The sequence below is a fragment of the Tatumella sp. JGM94 genome (genome assembly GCF_018257595.1).
Lineage (GTDB): Bacteria > Pseudomonadota > Gammaproteobacteria > Enterobacterales > Enterobacteriaceae > Tatumella > Tatumella punctata.
In genome coordinates, this window is the sequence record NZ_JAERJN010000007.1 from 40,378 (window position 1) to 57,143 (window position 16,766).

Below are 16,766 nucleotides of genomic sequence, written 5' to 3' on the forward strand. Positions count from 1 at the left end.
GGGCAGAAACTTCAGCGGGATTTATACTTACCGATAAGCCCCGGTACTACCAGTGACAAGACAATAATCAGACAGCCGACAATCTGATCGATGTTGATTTTTTCGGCCAGAATCAGGTACGAAAAGACATACGCCGCCGGCAATTCGATGGTCACCAGCATACCGGCCAGTGACGGGGCGGTTCTTGGCATCCCCAGCCCGAACAGTAATACGGGCAGTATTGACGAGAATACGGCGGTTAACAGCGACCAGTAACTGTCGGTGGTAAACGGCGAAATATCGACGTTATCTTTCATGACACAGATGGCGGTAATAAACGCCCCGAGAGTCAGTAATCTGGCCTTATCAATAACACGGCTTTCTTTGGCTATCTGTGATGACGAAAGTATCACCAGGCTATAGCAGAGAGCCGCCCCCAGTCCCCAGCTGATACCGATAATGTTCAGGCGCATCGACCCGCGAAAGACCCCGGTGGCAATGGCGACCCCGGTGATAATACAGAGTAACAACAGTATATCTTTACGGGCGACAGGCGTTCTTCTGATAATGGCGTTAATGAGCGGCACAATCCATGACGACTGCATCATCAGTAATGTTGCTGTCGGGACTCCGATATAAAAGACCGACTGAAAAAAGCAGTAAGTGACGCCCAGTAGCGGCATCCCTGTAAACAAGGCGATAGCTTTTTCTCTGGTCGGGATGGTGGCTTTTTTATTCCGGGTAAACTCCGACAGCACAAAAAACAGAATAAAAGAGAATAAGTATTGTGTGGCAATAATGTTACTGGTGTGTGCGCCATGGCGGAGTGCCAGACTGAGTATAATCCCCGGCATGCCATAACAGATGGCTCCTGCAATGATCATTATTGCGCCAGCAGCGTGTTTATTTAACATTATTGCTCCTTTAAATAACCGATACTCCAGCCTGCCACCCACGGCTCTGTCGTTATGATTAGTGTATGCAAATGAATTAACATCAATAATTAAGATGTTTCCGGCCGGTTATTGATAACACAGAGACCGGTACAGCCGGCAGCCGAAACCTGCCGGGAAGGGTATTGCACCATCAGTATTGTTGTTCCACTGCCCGGTCACTGGCCGGTTTCAGATGAAAACAGCTAAAGTATAGCAGCGAAAAGGTGGCTTGAGCAGGGATAATTCTGAGAAGCAGTGTAGGTCAGTGGCGGGAAAATTAACTGGCCATCAGCCCCACACCAGTACCACGGTCCACACCAGAATAGTCAGGGTTACGGCCACCAGCTGGGCGGCACCGCTGATATCCTTTGCTCTTTTTGAAAGGGGGTGGATCTGTGAGGATATGCGGTCAACGACGGTTTCGATGGCCGTATTCAGGAGTTCCACCACCAGTAACAAGAAACTGCAGGCGATCAATAGCAGTTTTTCCAGCGGCGGGACAGGCAAAAACAGGATAATGACCAGCAGCACACTATTAATAATGATTAACTGACGAAAAGCCTCTTCCGTAGAGAGTGCATTTTTAAACCCCTGCCAGGAGTTATTGATACTGGCAGTTAATCTTGCTAATCCTTTTTTTCTGCTCAGATTCATAAAAATAATATTTTCCTTGTTGCGGTCAGTGTTAACCCGCGCTGGCCGGTCAGCACCGGCAGTAACAGGGTGATTACCGCCTTCTCAGTCACAGTTCTTCGTCTGTCACAGGTCAACGGGTAATTGCCCTGTGGGGGGGCTGAGGCTATACCGGCGATGACAGTTGTTTATGATAGATACGGTAGCGTTTATAAACCACGGCACCAATCCGCTCCAGGATAGTGCGCATTCCGCTATTCGATTCCAAAATCCACGACATTTCCAGGCAATCAATCCGGTGGCGGGCGAAAGGCTCACGTAATGCTTCGATCAGTAATAAGGCAATAACCGGCCCGAGGCGGCTGAACTGATATTCGTGACGGACGCCCATTAAAGGGACTCTGGCTGTGCGTACACCACGGATTTTCAATCGCCACAATAGCCGGGCCCAGCCAAAGGGGAACAGGCTGCCATTCAGGCCGTTAATGGCTTCATTAATATTGGGCAGGCCGACGATAAATGCGCAGGGCACGCCATTGATTTCGGCAATGTAAATCATATCATCGGGCACCAGATATTTCAGTTGTCCCCCCATAGTGGCGAATTCATGGGCAGTAAAGGGGACAAATCCGCGGTTGTGCTGCCAGCCGGAGTTGAAAATATCACGCAGCAACTGCATTTCTGCGGAGAACTGCTTACGATCCAGACGCCGAAGGGTGACTTTGCTGCTGGCCTGTGACATCAGTTTTCTCAGTGAGTCTGAGAAACACAGGTCTGTCCTTTTCATCCGGTAGGCTAGTAAATCCGTATCCTGAGCGTATCCCTGTTGTTCCAGACAGGCAGCGTAATAGGGTTTACCGTGGTTCATCATCGCCGACGGCGGGGTATCAAAACCGTCAATCAGTAATCCGCTTTCCTGATTAATATTCAGGCTAAAGGGACCGGTAATCATCACTGCCCCTTTGGACCGCAGCCAGGCCTCTGCAGCAGTAAATAATGCAGCGAATACGGCATTATCGTCGATAGCATCAATCATACCGAAATGACCACTCTGGTTACCGTATAACTGCTGATGCAGGCGGTCGATCTGTGCCGTAATTCGTCCGACGATATGACCATTTTTTCTGGCCAGCCACGCCTGCCATTCGATATGTTCTGCAGCCGGATTTTTGTCTGAAAGATGTTCTGCACGTTCGACAAATAAAGGAATGATCCAGTTCGGGTCATCAGGATACAATGATGAAGGAAAATTAATAAAATCTTTAAGATCGTCTTTATCCTGTACAGCGTCAATTTGAATCATAAAAAGCCTTAAATAATATTACCGGCATCAGCCAGTACCGGTCAGTAACGGGGTATTTATATAACGGATATACTCACTGCCTCAGCAGCATTATTTCTTTCATTTATCTGAATAATAACTGGCGGAAAATATAATTTCATATTATATCCGATGGCTATTGCTATTCTCTTGCGGATGAAAAGTAATGACAGATATTTTTATAAAGCGTTAATCGTTTGGTGCTATTCAAAATAATAGTTAATTAATGATTAGCTCCTGTTAATCGGAGTTTAAGATTTTTTCAATCTGTTATACTGTATTTTTATCACTTAATGCCTTTGGGTGCTGTAAAACAAATCAGAGATTCACTTTTAAACTACTTCCGGTTATTGTTTACGATATGTTTAACTTTGTTCGATCGCCGATAATACAAGGTGACTTTATAATGTTCCGGTTATAGCAGGGAAGTTTAGCTGCTGCTTGTTATTCTCACGGAGGTAAGCTGAAATAAAAATATTATCCTTTAGTGCGGGAGGATTTTCTCCGGGGAAAGCACTATTCAGTGAATGTCTTAAAAAATAAAACAGTAGTTTTTCAACCAATAATATCTGTCGTCGTTGGTGAATTAAATTTATGGCTAATTTTTCTGTTAAAGAAACCAGTGCTACCCATTCTCTTCCCATGCGTTATGCTGATTTTCCGTCGCTGACGGCAGCGTTAGATTATGCTGCCCGGGGAAACAGCGGAATGAATTTCTATGATCGCCGTAATCAGCTGACTGAAGTACTGGACTACACTGAACTCAGGCTACGGGCAGTCTCTGCCGCCGGTCGTTTGCTGTCGCTGGGGCTGAAAAAAGGTGACCGTGTTGGCTTAATTGCCGAAACCAGCGCCGGGTTTGCTGAGTCATTTTTCGCCTGTCAGTATGCGGGGCTGATTGCGGTCCCGCTGGCAATTCCGATGGGGATCGGTCAGCGAGCCTCCTATATTACCCGGTTACAGGGCCTGATTAATGACTGCGCACCGGCAGTGATTATTAGCGGTGAAGAGTGGCTGTCGCTGGTTCGTTCGGCGATGACGCAGGGATCCGGCCCTTATGTCCTCAGTCATCAGGAGATGCGTGCCTTGCCCTGCGGCCGGATACCGCTGAGCGAACCGTCCGGCGATGATATTGCCTATCTGCAATATACTTCCGGCAGCACGCGCTTTCCGCGCGGGGTGATCATTACCCAGCGGGCGGTCATGGCCAATCTGCAGGTCATCAGCCATGATGGCATTAAATTACGTCCCGGCGATCGCTGTGTTTCCTGGCTGCCTTTTTACCATGATATGGGGCTGGTAGGGTTTCTGCTTACACCGGTGGCGACCCAGTTATCCGTTGATTATCTGCGTACCCAGGACTTCGCCATGCGACCGTTACAGTGGCTGAAACTGATTGATAAAAACCGCGGTACTGTCACGGTGGCACCACCGTTTGGTTATGATCTCTGTTTACGCCGCAGCAGTGAGAAAGAACTGGCAGGGATGGATCTCTCCTGTCTGCGGGTTGCGGGGGTCGGTGCCGAACCTATTCCTGCGGAACTGTTAGCCCGGTTCAGTGAGCACTTTGCCGTGGTCGGCGCTAACCCGACGGCATTTATGCCCTGCTATGGGCTGGCTGAAAATACCCTGGCGGTGAGTTTTTCTGATGAAAACTGCGGCGTACAGACGGATACGATCGACCGCGATATTCTGGAGTACGAGGGGCGGGCGGCTGTACCATCTGCCCGTACCCGCGCAGTATCTGTGTTTGTTAACTGCGGTAAAGCATTACCCGGTCACCGTATTGAAATCAGAAATGAAGCCGGAATGAGACTGCCTGAGCAACAGGTCGGCCATATCTGTATTTCCGGCCCCAGCCTGATGAGTGGCTATTTTGGTGACCCGCAAATACGAAAACAACTGCTGAATAACGGATGGATGGACACGGGAGATCTCGGATACCAGTCGGCAGGTTACCTGTATGTCACCGGACGTAAAAAAGATTTAATTATCATCCGCGGCCGCAATATCTGGCCACGGGATATTGAGTATCTGGCAGAGTCGGAACCCGAAGTGAACAGGGGCGATGCCATCGCTTTTGTGACGGAGGATCACGGGGAGAATGCCCGGATAATCCTGCAAATCCAGTGTCGGATCAGCTCAGAAGAACGTCGTAAACAGCTGGTCCGCTCGTTATCTGCCAGCATCCAGAGCGAATTCGGGGTGGTGGTGGAGATCGAACTGTTGCCGCCCCATAGTCTGCCGCGTACTTCTTCCGGTAAACCGGCGAGGGCAGAAGCGAGGAAGCGCTGGATGACCACGGCAGTCTGTCCTGCGCTGCCGGTCCCCGGATTCGCCCCATGAACCGTACGGTTGCCCTGACCGGCGGCACCGGCTTTATTGGCCGGTATATCGTCGGTGATTTGCTACGACGCGGGTTCAGGATCCGCGCCCTGACCCGTACTCAGCGTTCAGCCCCTGACGCACGGCTAAGCTGGGTGCATGGCTGTCTGGAAAGTCCGCAGGCGCTCTGTGAACTGGTTCGCGGGGCCGATGATGTGATCCATTGTGCCGGTCAGGTCAGAGGCGGCAGCGAAAACGTTTTTACCCGCACGAATCTGCACGGCAGCCAGGCGTTGTTACAGGCAGCTTTGCACAGCGGTCAGTGTCGCCGTTTTCTGTTTATCTCTTCTCTGGCCGCCCGCCATCCGGAACTTTCCTGGTACGCCGCTTCTAAACACCGGGCTGAGCAGCAACTGCAGACGCTTGCAGGAGATATTTCCCTCGGTATCTTCCGGCCGACAGCGGTCTATGGCTGTGGTGATAAAGAACTTTACCCGTTATTGAACGGCCTGTTACGCGGGGTATTACCCTGCCCGGCAGGCCATGACGGGACACTTTCTTTTCTGCACGTCAGTGATTTAGCTACTGCAGTCAGCCAGTGGCTGCTGAGCGCATCTCCGGCCACCGGTATTTATGAACTCTGTGACGGCATGCCAGGAGGCTATAGCTGGAAACGCCTGCAGCTCATCGGGGCCAGTGTCCGCCGGGGACCGGTATGGCGGGCCAGTATCCCGTTAACGGTGCTGAGATTACTGGCGGCGATCTCTGTGCAGTGCCACCGCGTGACGGGGAAAGCACCAATGCTTACCCCGGCTAAAATCCGCGAAATCATCCATCCGGACTGGTCTGCCAGTAATCAGCGGCTGACTGCCGCTATCAGCTGGCGTCCTGAAGTGAGTCTCGAACGTGCTTTACGTGAGCGGCTTTTTTAATTCTCTGAACCGAGGTTTTACAACGTAGCTATGCTAAATCGTGATGCTGTGATGACCTGTATTCTGACCTGCCTGAAAAATATTGCTGACAGTGGTGTGGAAATCACCCCCGACAGCGATTTGATTAATGACCTGGGGCTGGAATCTGTCAGGGTGCTGGATTTGCTGATGATGCTTGAAGATAAACTGGATATCTCGATTCCGATTAATATCCTGCTGGACGTCAGAACTCCGCGGCAGTTACTGAACGCCTTGCAACCCTGGCTGGAGAACGCAAATGGGTCTTTATGATAAATTCTCCCGTTTGAAAAACCAGCGGCAGTATTTCAGTCACTCGGGACTGAATCCGTTCGGTACCTGCATCGATGAAGTTTATTCGGCAACTGAGGGACGTATCGGCGACCGGCGGGTAATACTCGCCGGGACCAACAATTATCTGGGCCTGACTTTCGACCCGCAGGCAATAGCTGACGGTCAGATGGCAATGGCACAGCAGGGCACCGGAACCACGGGCTCACGGATGGCCAACGGCAGCTATGGTTCCCACCTTGCACTGGAACAGGAACTGGCGGCATTTTTTGGTCGTCCGTCGGCGATTGTGTTCTCTACCGGATATACGGCTAATCTGGCAGTGATCAGTACGCTGGCCTGTCCCGGGGCAGTGGTATTAATAGATGCGGACAGCCATGCCAGTATCTATGATGCCTGCGCACTGGGCGGGGCAGAGATTATCCGCTTCCGGCACAATGATGTGGCCGATTTGGATCGCCGCCTGCAACGGCTGGGAGAGCGGGCTGCAGAGGCACTGATCATTGTCGAAGGCATTTACAGCATGCTGGGGGATGTTGCCCCGCTGGCGGAGATTGTCGCTGTAAAAAAACAGCGGGGTGGCTACCTGCTGGTGGATGAAGCGCACTCGTTCGGCGTGACCGGGCCTAACGGCCGCGGACTGGCTGAAGAAGCGGGTGTGGAACAGGATGTTGATATTATTCTGGGCACATTCAGTAAAAGTCTGGCCGCGATTGGCGGTTTTGCTACCGGTAGTAAAGAGATGGAAGTACTGCGTTACAGCAGCCGGCCATATATTTTCACCGCATCGCCTTCCCCGGCCAGTATTGCCTCAGTGCGGGCCTCTTTACGTACCATTGCCGGTTGCCCGGCATTGAGAAATAAGTTGTGGGACAACGCGAGACGTTTATACCACGGGCTGTCATTGGCCGGTTATCAGTCGGGGCCGCGCATTAGCCCGGTGGTGCCGGTGATGATTGCTTCGCAGGAGGAAGGGCTGCGCTTATGGCGTGACCTGATTGATCACGGGGTGTACGTTAATCTGGTCTTGCCCCCGGCGGCCCCGGCCGGTATGACTCTGCTGCGCTGCAGCGTCAATGCGGCGCACAGTGAACAGCAAATTGATAAAATTATTCAGGTATTTACCCGGCTAAAACAATAATCGTCACAGGATTACGCATAATGATGGCGGATGCGTAATCCGGACAATGGTTATTGCCGCGGTGCATTACCGGCAGGAGGGCAGTAGCCGCGACGTTCCATAAACTGCCCGATTGCCTGACCGGCGAGGGTAATCACCTGATTCAGGGGCTGATCGGCATCAATATCCACCACTTCTGCATTGCTGAAAGTAAGCTGTGGTGTCACCGCTATTTTTCTGGCCAGTTTTTCTTCAGAATGGTCGGGTTTTCGCTGGCAGGCAATATTCAGACTGACATTCAGTTTAATCACCATATCCGGTTGTTGCAGGGTCATCCATGCAAATAACTTACGTTCTTTTTCTGCCATCCGCTGAATAACCCGTCCGGCGGTTATCTGTTCGGGGAATGACGGACTGTCATAGCCGCCGGGCACCTGTGTTTGCGGAAAACGGTCAGTGAGTACAATATATCCTTTACGCCGGTATTTCAGCATCCTGCGAAAACGTAATAACCGTCGTCCGACAAAAGCCATAATAACCAGCGCGGATAACAGACTGACATTTGCCTGTGGTGATTTTATTTTCTTTGTATTATGTACAATGGCTTTTTTTAATGGTTTACCCAGTAAAGGTAAAGCAGATAATGCACGGCCGGTGTTTCCTGCCTGTTTACCTAAATGTACCGGCATCGCCGGGCCATATCTTCGCAGTTCATTGATCAGATATTTACAAATCGTTGACTTTCCCGAACCATCACTGCCAATAACCGCAATTAGCGGTGGCCAACTGGAATTTATCATGGTTTTCTCTTTTGATAAAATAATCCCGAATATAACAGCTGTTATTTAATAGTTCTGCACAAAACAGGGCATTTTAGTGCCGGTGGTGGACAAATAGTGCTTAGTTATTATGTGATATTTATTTAATTGATAAATAAATTAAAGTAATAACCGGCAGTTATTTTATGTTTTTGACTTTAATTGCGCATTTCAGTTTTGCTATGTTGAATATGTCTTTATTTAGAATAAAATGATTTTTTTAATTTATGGATAATCACTGTGTCTGCACAGGAAATAAAAAGCCTTCCTCCGTCGGCAGGGAAAATAATTGCTATCACAGGTTGTGATGGCTCCGGAAAATCAACGCTGGCGAACAGTCTGGTGAATTACTTATCTGCATACAACCCTACAGAACTGATTTATCTCGGTCAGTCATCAGGGGCGATAGGCCGATGGCTGGGACAGTTGCCGCTGGTTGGCGGGCCGGTGGGGCGGTTTCTTTTATCCCGCGCACAGCGGGTCAGTGAACATCCCTCCCGTCTGCCGGGCAATCTGACCGCACTGGTCATCTTCTTACTTTCTTGCTGGCGGGGTTATAAATTCCGGAAAATGCTGAAGAAAGCCCGCCAGGGGAGATTGCTGATCACCGATCGTTATCCGCAGGCTGAGGTCGCAGGGTTTCGGGTTGATGGCGCACAACTGGCGAAAACCAGTGGCGGAAACCGCTGGCTGGGCTGGCTGCGCCGCAGGGAGCAGAGGTTGTACCAGTGGATGGCCTCATACCCGCCGCGGTTGCTGATTCGGCTGAACGTGGACGAACAAACCGCCTGTACCCGCAAGCCGGATCATCCTGCGGTGGCATTGCGCGAAAAAATAGCGGTGATCCCGTCTCTGACCTTTAACGGGGCCACCATTATTGATCTTGATGGTACTGCGCCTGCCGCCGAGATCTGTCAGGCATCGTTACGTGCCATACTCCAGCGACTGACCCCGCCAGATATGTGATGGTCAGGGGATTTTCAGGCGAAATTTATGAAAACAGAAACTCCGTTCAACACCCGCCGTCCGGCTGAGTGCATTAAGGGACTGATTGCGGTGGTCGGCAGCGATGGCACCGGTAAGTCGACCCTGACAGCTGATATCGTTAACCGCCTGAGGGTACAGCGTCCGGTGGTACGGCGCTACCTTGGACTTATTTCCGGTGAAAATGGCGACAAAATTAAACAATTACCGCTGATTGGCATCTGGCTGGAACGCAGGCTGGCGGCCAAATCTGATAAAAGCCAGCGTATGAGCAACCAGGCTCCGTCCCTGTGGGTGGCGCTGATTATGTATGGTTTTTCTCTGTGGCGGGCCGCCTGTTTGCGTAAAACGGTACGGCTGGCAGACAGCGGAGTGCTGGTGATCTGTGATCGTTACCCGCAGGCGGAAATATCCGGCTTCTATTATGACGGGCCGGGCATTGGTATCGAACGGGTCAGGGGCCGCTTACTGACACGGCTGGCCGAAAGTGAACGGCGTCTCTATCAGCAGATGGCCTCAATCCGTCCCGGACTGATCCTGCGGCTGGATATTGACGCGGATACGGCATTTTCCCGTAAACCGGATCACTCTTACGAAGAGTTGCAGGACAAAATTTCACAGATGCAGCGTATCAGCTATAACGGCGCCCGTATTATTGAGCTGGACTCACGGATCGCTTATCCACGGGTGCTGAATAATGCATTAGCGGCAATTTCGCGACTGGCTTCTGACGGCGGTGATATCCGACAGCAGCAGGATATTTTTTATGGAAAATAGCCTGATAGCCGGCCACTGTCCGGTAAAATGTGCGGACGGTAAACCATGAAGCACTGGTTGCGTGACGGTGCCTTCCGTTCCCTGTTACGTAATGCTGTCAGTCTTTGCTGCGGCAGTGTGGTCAGTGCGTTGCTCGGTTTGCTGGCCTTATCCTGTGCAGGTAAAGGTATGACGCCACGTATGTTCGGCGTGCTGGTGGTTATTCAGGCCTATAACAAAGCCGTCAGTGACCTGATTAAGTTTCAGACCTGGCAGTTTGTGGTGCAGTTTGGCACCCCGGCCCTGCAGGAGAATAATACTGGCCGCTTCCGTGAAGTCGTCCGCTTTTCATTCGGTCTGGATATCGTCAGTAGTCTGATAGCAATTACTGGCGGGATTGGTTTGTTGCCGTTTCTTGCCTCCTCCCTGGGGTTAGACCGGGAAACCCTCTGGCTGGCGATGGTGTATTGCACCTTAATCCCTTCCATGACTTCTTCGACACCGACCGGTATTTTACGCGCCCTGGATCGCTTTGATTTAATTGCGATACAGCAGGCGGTCAGGCCATTTTTACAGGCGGCGGGCAGCGTGATTTGCTATTACTTCAGGCTCGGTTTTGCGGGGTTTATGATCAGCTGGTATATCGCTAACCTGGCAGGCGGCAGCCTTTTCTGGTGGTTTGCCGGACGGGAACTGAAACGGCGTAATATCCGTCATGCGCTGAAACCGGCCCTGTTTGGCGCGGCCAGAAACCTGCACGGGGCCTGGGACTTTGTCTGGACGACCAATATCGCTCATACCCTGTGGGCGGCAAGAAACTCATGCAGCACCGTGCTGGTCGGACTGGTCTCCGGCCCGGCGGCTGCCGGGTTATTTAAAATAGCCATGACCTTTTATGATGCTACCGGAACACCGGCCCGGTTACTGGAAAAAAGCTTTTATCCGGAAGTGATGCGGCTTGACCCGCGAACCTCCGCTCCCTGGCGACTGGGGTTACGTGCAGCCCTGATGGCCGGAGGACTGGGTATTGCTGTGGCCTTACTGGTGCTGGTGGCGGGAGAACCGTTAATTACGGCGGTGTTTGGTCATCAGTATCTGGCGGCTTACGATTTAATCAAAATTATGCTGGGGGCCACCATAGTATCGATGCTGGGGTTCCCGCTGGAGTCGTTACTGTTGATGGCCGGAAAACAGCGGGCGTTTTTAATCTATCAGGTACTGGCCTGTTTCTGTTACCTGATATTACTGACTGGCAGTTGTTATCTGTCCGGTGTGCGGGGGGCCGCCTATGCTTACTTTGCCGGACAATGCCTGAGTATGTTGTTAACCCTGATCCCGACACTGCGTGCCTACCGTGGCCGTCACCGGCCGGGACGGATTATGTTCCGCGAGAGGCAGTAACATGGGTAAACACTGGCAAAAGTTCCCTGCCGAAACCACGGCATTATTATTTCAGGCGGTGGAAGAGGATGATGTTATCGGGGCCGGAGACAGCCTGCCGGCCTGTGCTGAATTCGGCTACCCGTCACTGGTGTTGTATGAAAACTACGCCCTTTGTCTGCAATTCTGGGAAGAGGGCTGTCACCGTAAAGAACTGCTGGCGCTGATCAATACATTTCTGAAGAACAGTAACCAGCCACTGGCGGTGCGGATGCGCTACAAATATATCCGTGCCCGTTACAAACACCTGCGCTTTGCCCTGCGGCTGTACAGTACCGGTCACCGGCCCGGTCGTTTGCTGAATATGACGACGGTGATGCTTGGCCACTTTCAGGATGCCTTCCGCCACGGGAATCAGGGGCAACTACGTAAATATGGCTATATCCTGCGCGGACTACTGAGTACAGCTGTCTGGTCAGTGATTGATTATGCACTGCAGCATACGGAAATTGAGACTGAGCAGGGGTTTGCCGTTTACCGGCGGGCAGAGCTACAGCGGCTGCGGCAATTAACCACCCGCCAGACGCTGAGTGGCGCAGAATTCCATGAGCTGAGAAAAATCGTCAGCCAGCAGCTGTCCTTTTATGACACTTTGCGTTCACTGGCCCCGGAAAATATCCATGCCCGTCAGATGTCCGGATTTATGGCGGTGATTAACGGCCTGATGGGGGACCGTCATGACCAGATGGTGGCTGATAAACTGTCAGGCGGTGATATCTACGATCGGCCGGCACCACTGGACAGTGATATCCGCCGGCGTCTGGAACAGTTACTGACCGCTTTTTCCTTACCGGCAGAGGGTAACCGATGACCCTGTTCCGCTATCTGATACTGCTGCCATGGCTGATCATCCACGCGGCGGCGGCACATAATCTGGTGTACGGCCAGCCGGTGGCTCCGCTGCAGATCAGGGATCGCGGTCAGCTGGTTGTCAGTGCTCAGAGTATCAGCTACCGTCCCTGGGACAGTGGTGAACTGGCAGGTAAGGTGAGGGTCGTACTGGTGATGGCCGGACGCAGCACCGTAAAACACAATGATCATCAACTGATGATCGCCGTAAAGCATGCCCGCTTTCCGGTCACGGCCTTCCAGCCGGTGATTATTGTGAATATGGACGATACTGTTCCCGGAACAGGTTATTTTGTGCGTCGGAAAATAGAAAAGCTCCAGCAACGTTATCCGTGGGCCCTGTTTGTTATCGATAATGACGGGCAGGTCGGCAGGCGCTGGCAGCTGAAGGCAGACAGCAGTGCGCTGGTTGTGCTGGATAAAGGCGGCCTGGTCCGACGGGTTGAGGAAGGCCCGCTGACAGCGGCCGACAGCCGTCAGGTATTCAGTCTGTTACAACAGCTGGTCGCCGGGGAGCGGCAGGAGGCGCTAAAGCCGCGTGCTGTCATGGCGGAGAAAAACCATGGGGGTAATTGAACGCTATCTGATGCGCGAAATAGCCTGTCAGGCGATACTGATCAGCGGCTTGCTGGTGGTGATGTTCGCCAGCTACTCGGCACAACGTTATCTGACGGAAGCGGCAAACGGGACCCTGGCTCTGCCGGTTGTTCTGGCGGTAATATTTTATAAAATAGTGATCTCACTTGAAATGCTTTTACCGGTCGGATTATATGTGGCTGCCGCAGTGGTTCTGGGGCGACTGCACACGGATTCGGAAATAACTGCATTTTTTGCCTGTGGTGGCAGTCCGTGGCGGGTGTATACAGCGGTACTGTTTCCGGCGGTGGTGCTGGCGTTGCTGGTTTCGGTGTTGTCGCTGTATGGCAGACCCCGCGCGTATAACCAGATTTACCATTTGCAGCAACAGTCACAGTCAGCACTGGATGTCAGCCATTTACAGGCAAATACGTTTAATCAGAATAACAGTGGCAGAATGGTGCTGGCCGCGGGGATTGATCCTGCTACCCGTCAGTTAACCGATGCACTTATCTACTCGCGCACCGGCAATATTACCCGTTTATACCGTGCGCAACGAGTCACTGTCACTGATCCGTCCCCGCTCCGTCCCGGGGTGCGATTACAGGCGGGCACCGCCTATCGTCTCGACCGGCAGGGCAGGGATGATAACCTGCAACATTATAATGTGTTGCAAATGGCGCTGAAACCGACGGTGATACCGCTACGCACTGGGCAGAAGTCTGCCACGGTCAGGCAGTTGTTAGATGTACCGGTCCCCGGAAATATCGCAGAATTGCAATGGCGACAAAGCCGCGGCATCAATACCCTGATGATGGTGTTGCTTGCGGTGCCTCTGAGCCGCTGCCGCCCCCGCCAGGGGCGCTATGCCGCGCTGTTGCCATTAACGCTGGTATTTATTGCCATATTTTATGGCGGAAATCTGTGCCGTACCCTGGTGGCCAATAACTCGTTGCCGGAGATCCCCGGGGGCTGGCTGGTGACGGTGAGCATCGCCATAGTCTTACTGATGCTGATGTTCAGGGACTTTTCGTCACTGCGGCACCGTGTCTGATGGGGATTATCGAACGTTACCTGATCCGTTATCTGTTCTTCGGTTGTGCGGCTTCAGCGGCTCTGTTGTTGCCGGTTTTTTCCACGTTTAATCTGATGAGTCAGCTGGAGGATGTCACTGCCAGCGGCTATCGCTGGCCGCAGGCTCTGCTGGTGGTGGTTATGACGGTGCCGCGCACCCTGGTCGATATCGGCCCGTTTATTGCTTTACTCGGTGGTATTACCGGACTCGGGCTGCTGGCAAAAAACCAGCAACTGACGGCGATGCGCAGTGCAGGACTTTCTGTCTGCGCCCTTGGCCGGGTGATGCTATTGGCGGGGGCGATGGCGGCCGTGATATCTGCGGCGGTCGATCAGTGGATTGCTGCACCTCTGCAACAACAGGCGCTGGTGATCAAAGCACGCGCTCAGACCGATCTGCCGGAGGGTAAAAATACCTTATGGGCGCGGCGAAATAATCAATTTGTTACCCTCAGATATCCGGATGCAGCCGGTGAGCCGTTTGATATTGAGATTTTCATCTACAATCCGGACTTCACCCTTAACCGCTACTGCTATGCCCGTACCGCAACCCCTGAAAAAAATGGTTTCTGGACCTTGCATCAGGTCACCCGGAAACAATGGCGGCAGGGACAGGAAACCCTGAGCAGCCTTGAACAGACAGCGTGGCAACCGATACTCCCGGCGGCGCGTTTGCCGGATCTGATACAGCCTCCGGACAGTTTCTCAGTACAGCAGTTATGGCACTATATTGGTTATCTGCAATCCTCCGGACAACCGGACAACCAGTACCGGATTAGTTTATGGAAAAAAGCAGGACAGCCAGTGCTGATGGTGGCGATGCTGTTACTGGCCGTTCCTTTCACTCTGAATGCACCCCGCGCATCGGCAGGAGGGCGGCTGGCTGTCGGGGTCATTACCGGATTGCTGACCTATATCAGTTACCAGGTGGTACTGAGCCTCGGGTTACTGCTGTCATTCAACCCGCTGCTGACGGCACTGTTACTGCCGCTGAGTCTCCTGTTGCTGGCACTGATACTGCTGCGGCGTTTTGACCGGCACCATCAGTAACCGGCGGGGAGCGGCGCGCCCTGTCCCTGCGCGGGCATTTTCCCTGGAAGGGTTAAGCGACACAAAAATATACATAATCAAACATTTTTCCTGTGCTGCTGCCCGCCTGGTGTAATACGCGGTTCAGACGGGTTCCCACTGCAGCAACACAGCCTGTCAGGCTGAGCCGTTAATTGACAGTTGCGCAAAAGGTGCCTAGCTTTAGCTGCTGTATGGTGATGGCGTGACCGGCAGCATATTGCCGAAACAGACCCGGTAGTTGCTGCCAGTGACAGAGGTTTCCTGAAAGCGGGTTAATCCGGTATGGTGAATCTAAACAAATTCAGACAGGGGCCGCAGACGAAAGCACGGGTACTGGCATTTTTCAATATCAGGCCTGAAGAGTGGCAGCCTTTGCTCTGGTGTATGGCTTATATCTTCTGCCTGTTATGTTCCTACTATATTTTACGGCCAGTCAGAGACACGCTGGGTGTTGAAGGAGGAGTGCATAACCTGCAATGGTTATTCACTGCCACATTACTCTGTATGCTGGTGCTGAATATTCCCTTTTCGGCGTTATCCCGTTCGGTTCCACGGCAGCGTCTTATCCCGCTGATTTATTACTTTTTTGTCATTAATTTACTGATTTTTGCTGCACTGATGTACTGGTTACCGGCCGGTGAACGGGTGTGGGCGGGGCGGTTGTTTTTTGTCTGGGTGTCTGTATTTAACCTGTATGCGGTTTCCGTATTCTGGGTGCTGGTGTCGGATTTATTCAGTACCGAGCGTGCCGGACGGTTGTTTGCCCTGATGGCAGCCGGTGCCACTGTCGGTGCTATCGGGGGCTCTTTTCTGACAACCCTGTTTGCCCGTCTGCTGAATATCAGCGGACTATTGCTGTGTTCGGCACTGCTGTTGTTATGCGCCATATTTTGTGTACGGCGGTTAATTCATCATTCCTGCGGGCTGAGCCGATCCGCTGCGACTGATACCTCAGTCAGTCGCGACAATGACGCCCCGGCCCTCGGCGGCAGTATTTTTGCCGGTATCACACATACTTTCCGTTCGCCGTACCTCAGGAATATCTGTCTGTATATGTTGTTGTTTTCCACGACATCGACCCTGTTGTATTTTCGGCAGGCGGATTTGGTCAGACATGCGTTTAACAGTGAAGATGCCCGCACCACTTTCTTTGCAGCCACCGACCTCGCGGTCAATATCCTGACACTACTGACCCAGGTTTTTATCGCCAGCCGGTTGCTTAACCGTTATGGCACGGCTCTGGTGCTCTGTTTTCTGCCGGTTCTGACCATCATCGGTTTTTTATCGTTATCTCTGTGGCCGACCCTGCTGGCGGTCATGCTGTTCAGCATATTCCGCCGTGCCGGGAATTTTGCCCTGGCCCGGCCGGCGCGTGAGGTGTTGTTTACCGTGTTACAACGGGAAGATAAATACAAAGCGAAAAGTTTTATTGATACGGCTGTGTACCGGGCGGGTGATCAGGTGGGTGCCTGGAGCTGGGCGGCGATGGGGGCCATCGGTATACCGGTGGCTCTGATGGCGTGGGTGGCAGTGCCTCTGTCATTACTGTGGTGGGTTAACAGTTTATGGCTGGGACGCAGACAGCGGGTGATTGCTGATCACCATCGCCGGCAGCCTGAACAGTACTGATCAGCCCTGTTCAGA

Annotated in this window: 16 protein-coding genes; 12 read left to right on the plus strand and 4 right to left on the minus strand. The window is 52.3% G+C overall.

Annotation, left to right across the window (positions count from 1 at the left end; genetic code table 11):
* Nucleotides 1–11: 11 nt before the first annotated feature.
* The 3 genes from JK216_RS06770 to JK216_RS06780 all read right to left on the minus strand — a co-directional run bounded on the left by JK216_RS06770 (nt 12) and on the right by JK216_RS06780 (nt 2,850).
* Nucleotides 12–893: a DMT family transporter gene (locus tag JK216_RS06770; protein ID WP_212708825.1), complete on the minus strand. Its 882-nt coding sequence runs from the start codon at nt 891–893 to the stop codon at nt 12–14.
* Nucleotides 894–1,202: 309 nt separating this feature from the next.
* Nucleotides 1,203–1,568, minus strand: coding sequence for a diacylglycerol kinase (locus JK216_RS06775; protein ID WP_212708824.1), 366 nt, complete (start codon nt 1,566–1,568; stop codon nt 1,203–1,205).
* 145 nt (nt 1,569–1,713) lie between these two features.
* Nucleotides 1,714–2,850 (minus strand): N-acetyltransferase, encoded by a 1,137-nt coding sequence (locus JK216_RS06780; RefSeq protein WP_212710449.1) that lies wholly within the window; start codon nt 2,848–2,850, stop codon nt 1,714–1,716.
* A 612-nt stretch (nt 2,851–3,462) separates the two neighbouring features.
* Between JK216_RS06780 and JK216_RS06785 the strand changes: the two genes are divergently transcribed.
* Genes JK216_RS06785 through JK216_RS06800 form a run of 4 tightly spaced genes read left to right on the plus strand, consistent with a single transcriptional unit; the run spans nt 3,463 to nt 7,575 of the window.
* Nucleotides 3,463–5,214, plus strand: a complete 1,752-nt coding sequence (locus JK216_RS06785) for a fatty acyl-AMP ligase (protein WP_212710450.1) — start codon at nt 3,463–3,465, stop codon at nt 5,212–5,214.
* Complete coding sequence (locus JK216_RS06790) at nt 5,211–6,125, plus strand: NAD(P)-dependent oxidoreductase (protein WP_212709316.1); 915 nt, start codon at nt 5,211–5,213, stop codon at nt 6,123–6,125. The genes JK216_RS06785 and JK216_RS06790 overlap by 4 nt, the downstream gene beginning before the upstream one ends.
* A gap of 30 nt (nt 6,126–6,155) precedes the next feature.
* Nucleotides 6,156–6,416, plus strand: a complete 261-nt coding sequence (locus JK216_RS06795) for an acyl carrier protein (protein ID WP_212709317.1) — start codon at nt 6,156–6,158, stop codon at nt 6,414–6,416.
* On the plus strand, nt 6,403–7,575 hold the full coding sequence (locus tag JK216_RS06800; RefSeq protein ID WP_212709318.1) for an aminotransferase class I/II-fold pyridoxal phosphate-dependent enzyme: 1,173 nt from the start codon (nt 6,403–6,405) through the stop codon (nt 7,573–7,575). The genes JK216_RS06795 and JK216_RS06800 overlap by 14 nt, the downstream gene beginning before the upstream one ends.
* 50 nt (nt 7,576–7,625) lie before the next feature.
* Here JK216_RS06800 and JK216_RS06805 read toward each other — a convergent pair whose 3' ends face one another.
* On the minus strand, nt 7,626–8,351 hold the full coding sequence (locus JK216_RS06805; protein ID WP_212710470.1) for a thymidylate kinase: 726 nt from the start codon (nt 8,349–8,351) through the stop codon (nt 7,626–7,628).
* A 261-nt stretch (nt 8,352–8,612) separates the two neighbouring features.
* On the opposite strand from JK216_RS06805, the gene JK216_RS06810 reads away from it, so the two are divergent.
* From JK216_RS06810 to JK216_RS06845, 8 genes are all read left to right on the plus strand, one after another.
* A complete protein-coding gene (locus JK216_RS06810) occupies nt 8,613–9,338 on the plus strand; it encodes a hypothetical protein (RefSeq protein WP_212711293.1) in 726 nt (241 codons plus the stop codon).
* Between the two features lie 27 nt (nt 9,339–9,365).
* On the plus strand, nt 9,366–10,133 hold the full coding sequence (locus tag JK216_RS06815) for a hypothetical protein (protein ID WP_212711294.1): 768 nt from the start codon (nt 9,366–9,368) through the stop codon (nt 10,131–10,133).
* A 45-nt stretch (nt 10,134–10,178) separates the two neighbouring features.
* Nucleotides 10,179–11,513, plus strand: a complete 1,335-nt coding sequence (locus JK216_RS06820) for a lipopolysaccharide biosynthesis protein (protein ID WP_212711295.1) — start codon at nt 10,179–10,181, stop codon at nt 11,511–11,513.
* A 1-nt stretch (nt 11,514) separates the two neighbouring features.
* Nucleotides 11,515–12,363: a hypothetical protein gene (locus tag JK216_RS06825; RefSeq protein WP_212709320.1), complete on the plus strand. Its 849-nt coding sequence runs from the start codon at nt 11,515–11,517 to the stop codon at nt 12,361–12,363.
* A complete protein-coding gene (locus tag JK216_RS06830) occupies nt 12,360–12,977 on the plus strand; it encodes a YtfJ family protein (RefSeq protein ID WP_212709321.1) in 618 nt (205 codons plus the stop codon). The genes JK216_RS06825 and JK216_RS06830 overlap by 4 nt, the downstream gene beginning before the upstream one ends.
* Nucleotides 12,964–14,031, plus strand: coding sequence for an LPS export ABC transporter permease LptF (gene lptF / locus JK216_RS06835; protein ID WP_212711296.1), 1,068 nt, complete (start codon nt 12,964–12,966; stop codon nt 14,029–14,031). The genes JK216_RS06830 and lptF overlap by 14 nt, the downstream gene beginning before the upstream one ends.
* On the plus strand, nt 14,031–15,101 hold the full coding sequence (gene lptG / locus JK216_RS06840) for an LPS export ABC transporter permease LptG (protein ID WP_212710455.1): 1,071 nt from the start codon (nt 14,031–14,033) through the stop codon (nt 15,099–15,101). The genes lptF and lptG overlap by 1 nt, the downstream gene beginning before the upstream one ends.
* Before the next feature lie 303 nt (nt 15,102–15,404).
* A complete protein-coding gene (locus JK216_RS06845; protein ID WP_212709324.1) occupies nt 15,405–16,751 on the plus strand; it encodes an MFS transporter in 1,347 nt (448 codons plus the stop codon).
* Nucleotides 16,752–16,766 lie beyond the last annotated feature (15 nt).

Coding starts and splice junctions, on each gene's coding strand:
- JK216_RS06770 (WP_212708825.1), bottom strand. CDS start 893: ATGTTAAATAAACACGCTGCTGGCGCAATAATGATCATTGCAGGAGCC.
- JK216_RS06775 (WP_212708824.1), bottom strand. CDS start 1,568: ATGAATCTGAGCAGAAAAAAAGGATTAGCAAGATTAACTGCCAGTATC.
- JK216_RS06780 (WP_212710449.1), bottom strand. CDS start 2,850: ATGATTCAAATTGACGCTGTACAGGATAAAGACGATCTTAAAGATTTT.
- JK216_RS06785 (WP_212710450.1), top strand. CDS start 3,463: ATGGCTAATTTTTCTGTTAAAGAAACCAGTGCTACCCATTCTCTTCCC.
- JK216_RS06790 (WP_212709316.1), top strand. CDS start 5,211: ATGAACCGTACGGTTGCCCTGACCGGCGGCACCGGCTTTATTGGCCGG.
- JK216_RS06795 (WP_212709317.1), top strand. CDS start 6,156: ATGCTAAATCGTGATGCTGTGATGACCTGTATTCTGACCTGCCTGAAA.
- JK216_RS06800 (WP_212709318.1), top strand. CDS start 6,403: ATGGGTCTTTATGATAAATTCTCCCGTTTGAAAAACCAGCGGCAGTAT.
- JK216_RS06815 (WP_212711294.1), top strand. CDS start 9,366: ATGAAAACAGAAACTCCGTTCAACACCCGCCGTCCGGCTGAGTGCATT.
- JK216_RS06820 (WP_212711295.1), top strand. CDS start 10,179: ATGAAGCACTGGTTGCGTGACGGTGCCTTCCGTTCCCTGTTACGTAAT.
- JK216_RS06825 (WP_212709320.1), top strand. CDS start 11,515: ATGGGTAAACACTGGCAAAAGTTCCCTGCCGAAACCACGGCATTATTA.
- JK216_RS06830 (WP_212709321.1), top strand. CDS start 12,360: ATGACCCTGTTCCGCTATCTGATACTGCTGCCATGGCTGATCATCCAC.
- lptF (WP_212711296.1), top strand. CDS start 12,964: ATGGGGGTAATTGAACGCTATCTGATGCGCGAAATAGCCTGTCAGGCG.
- lptG (WP_212710455.1), top strand. CDS start 14,031: ATGGGGATTATCGAACGTTACCTGATCCGTTATCTGTTCTTCGGTTGT.
- JK216_RS06845 (WP_212709324.1), top strand. CDS start 15,405: ATGGTGAATCTAAACAAATTCAGACAGGGGCCGCAGACGAAAGCACGG.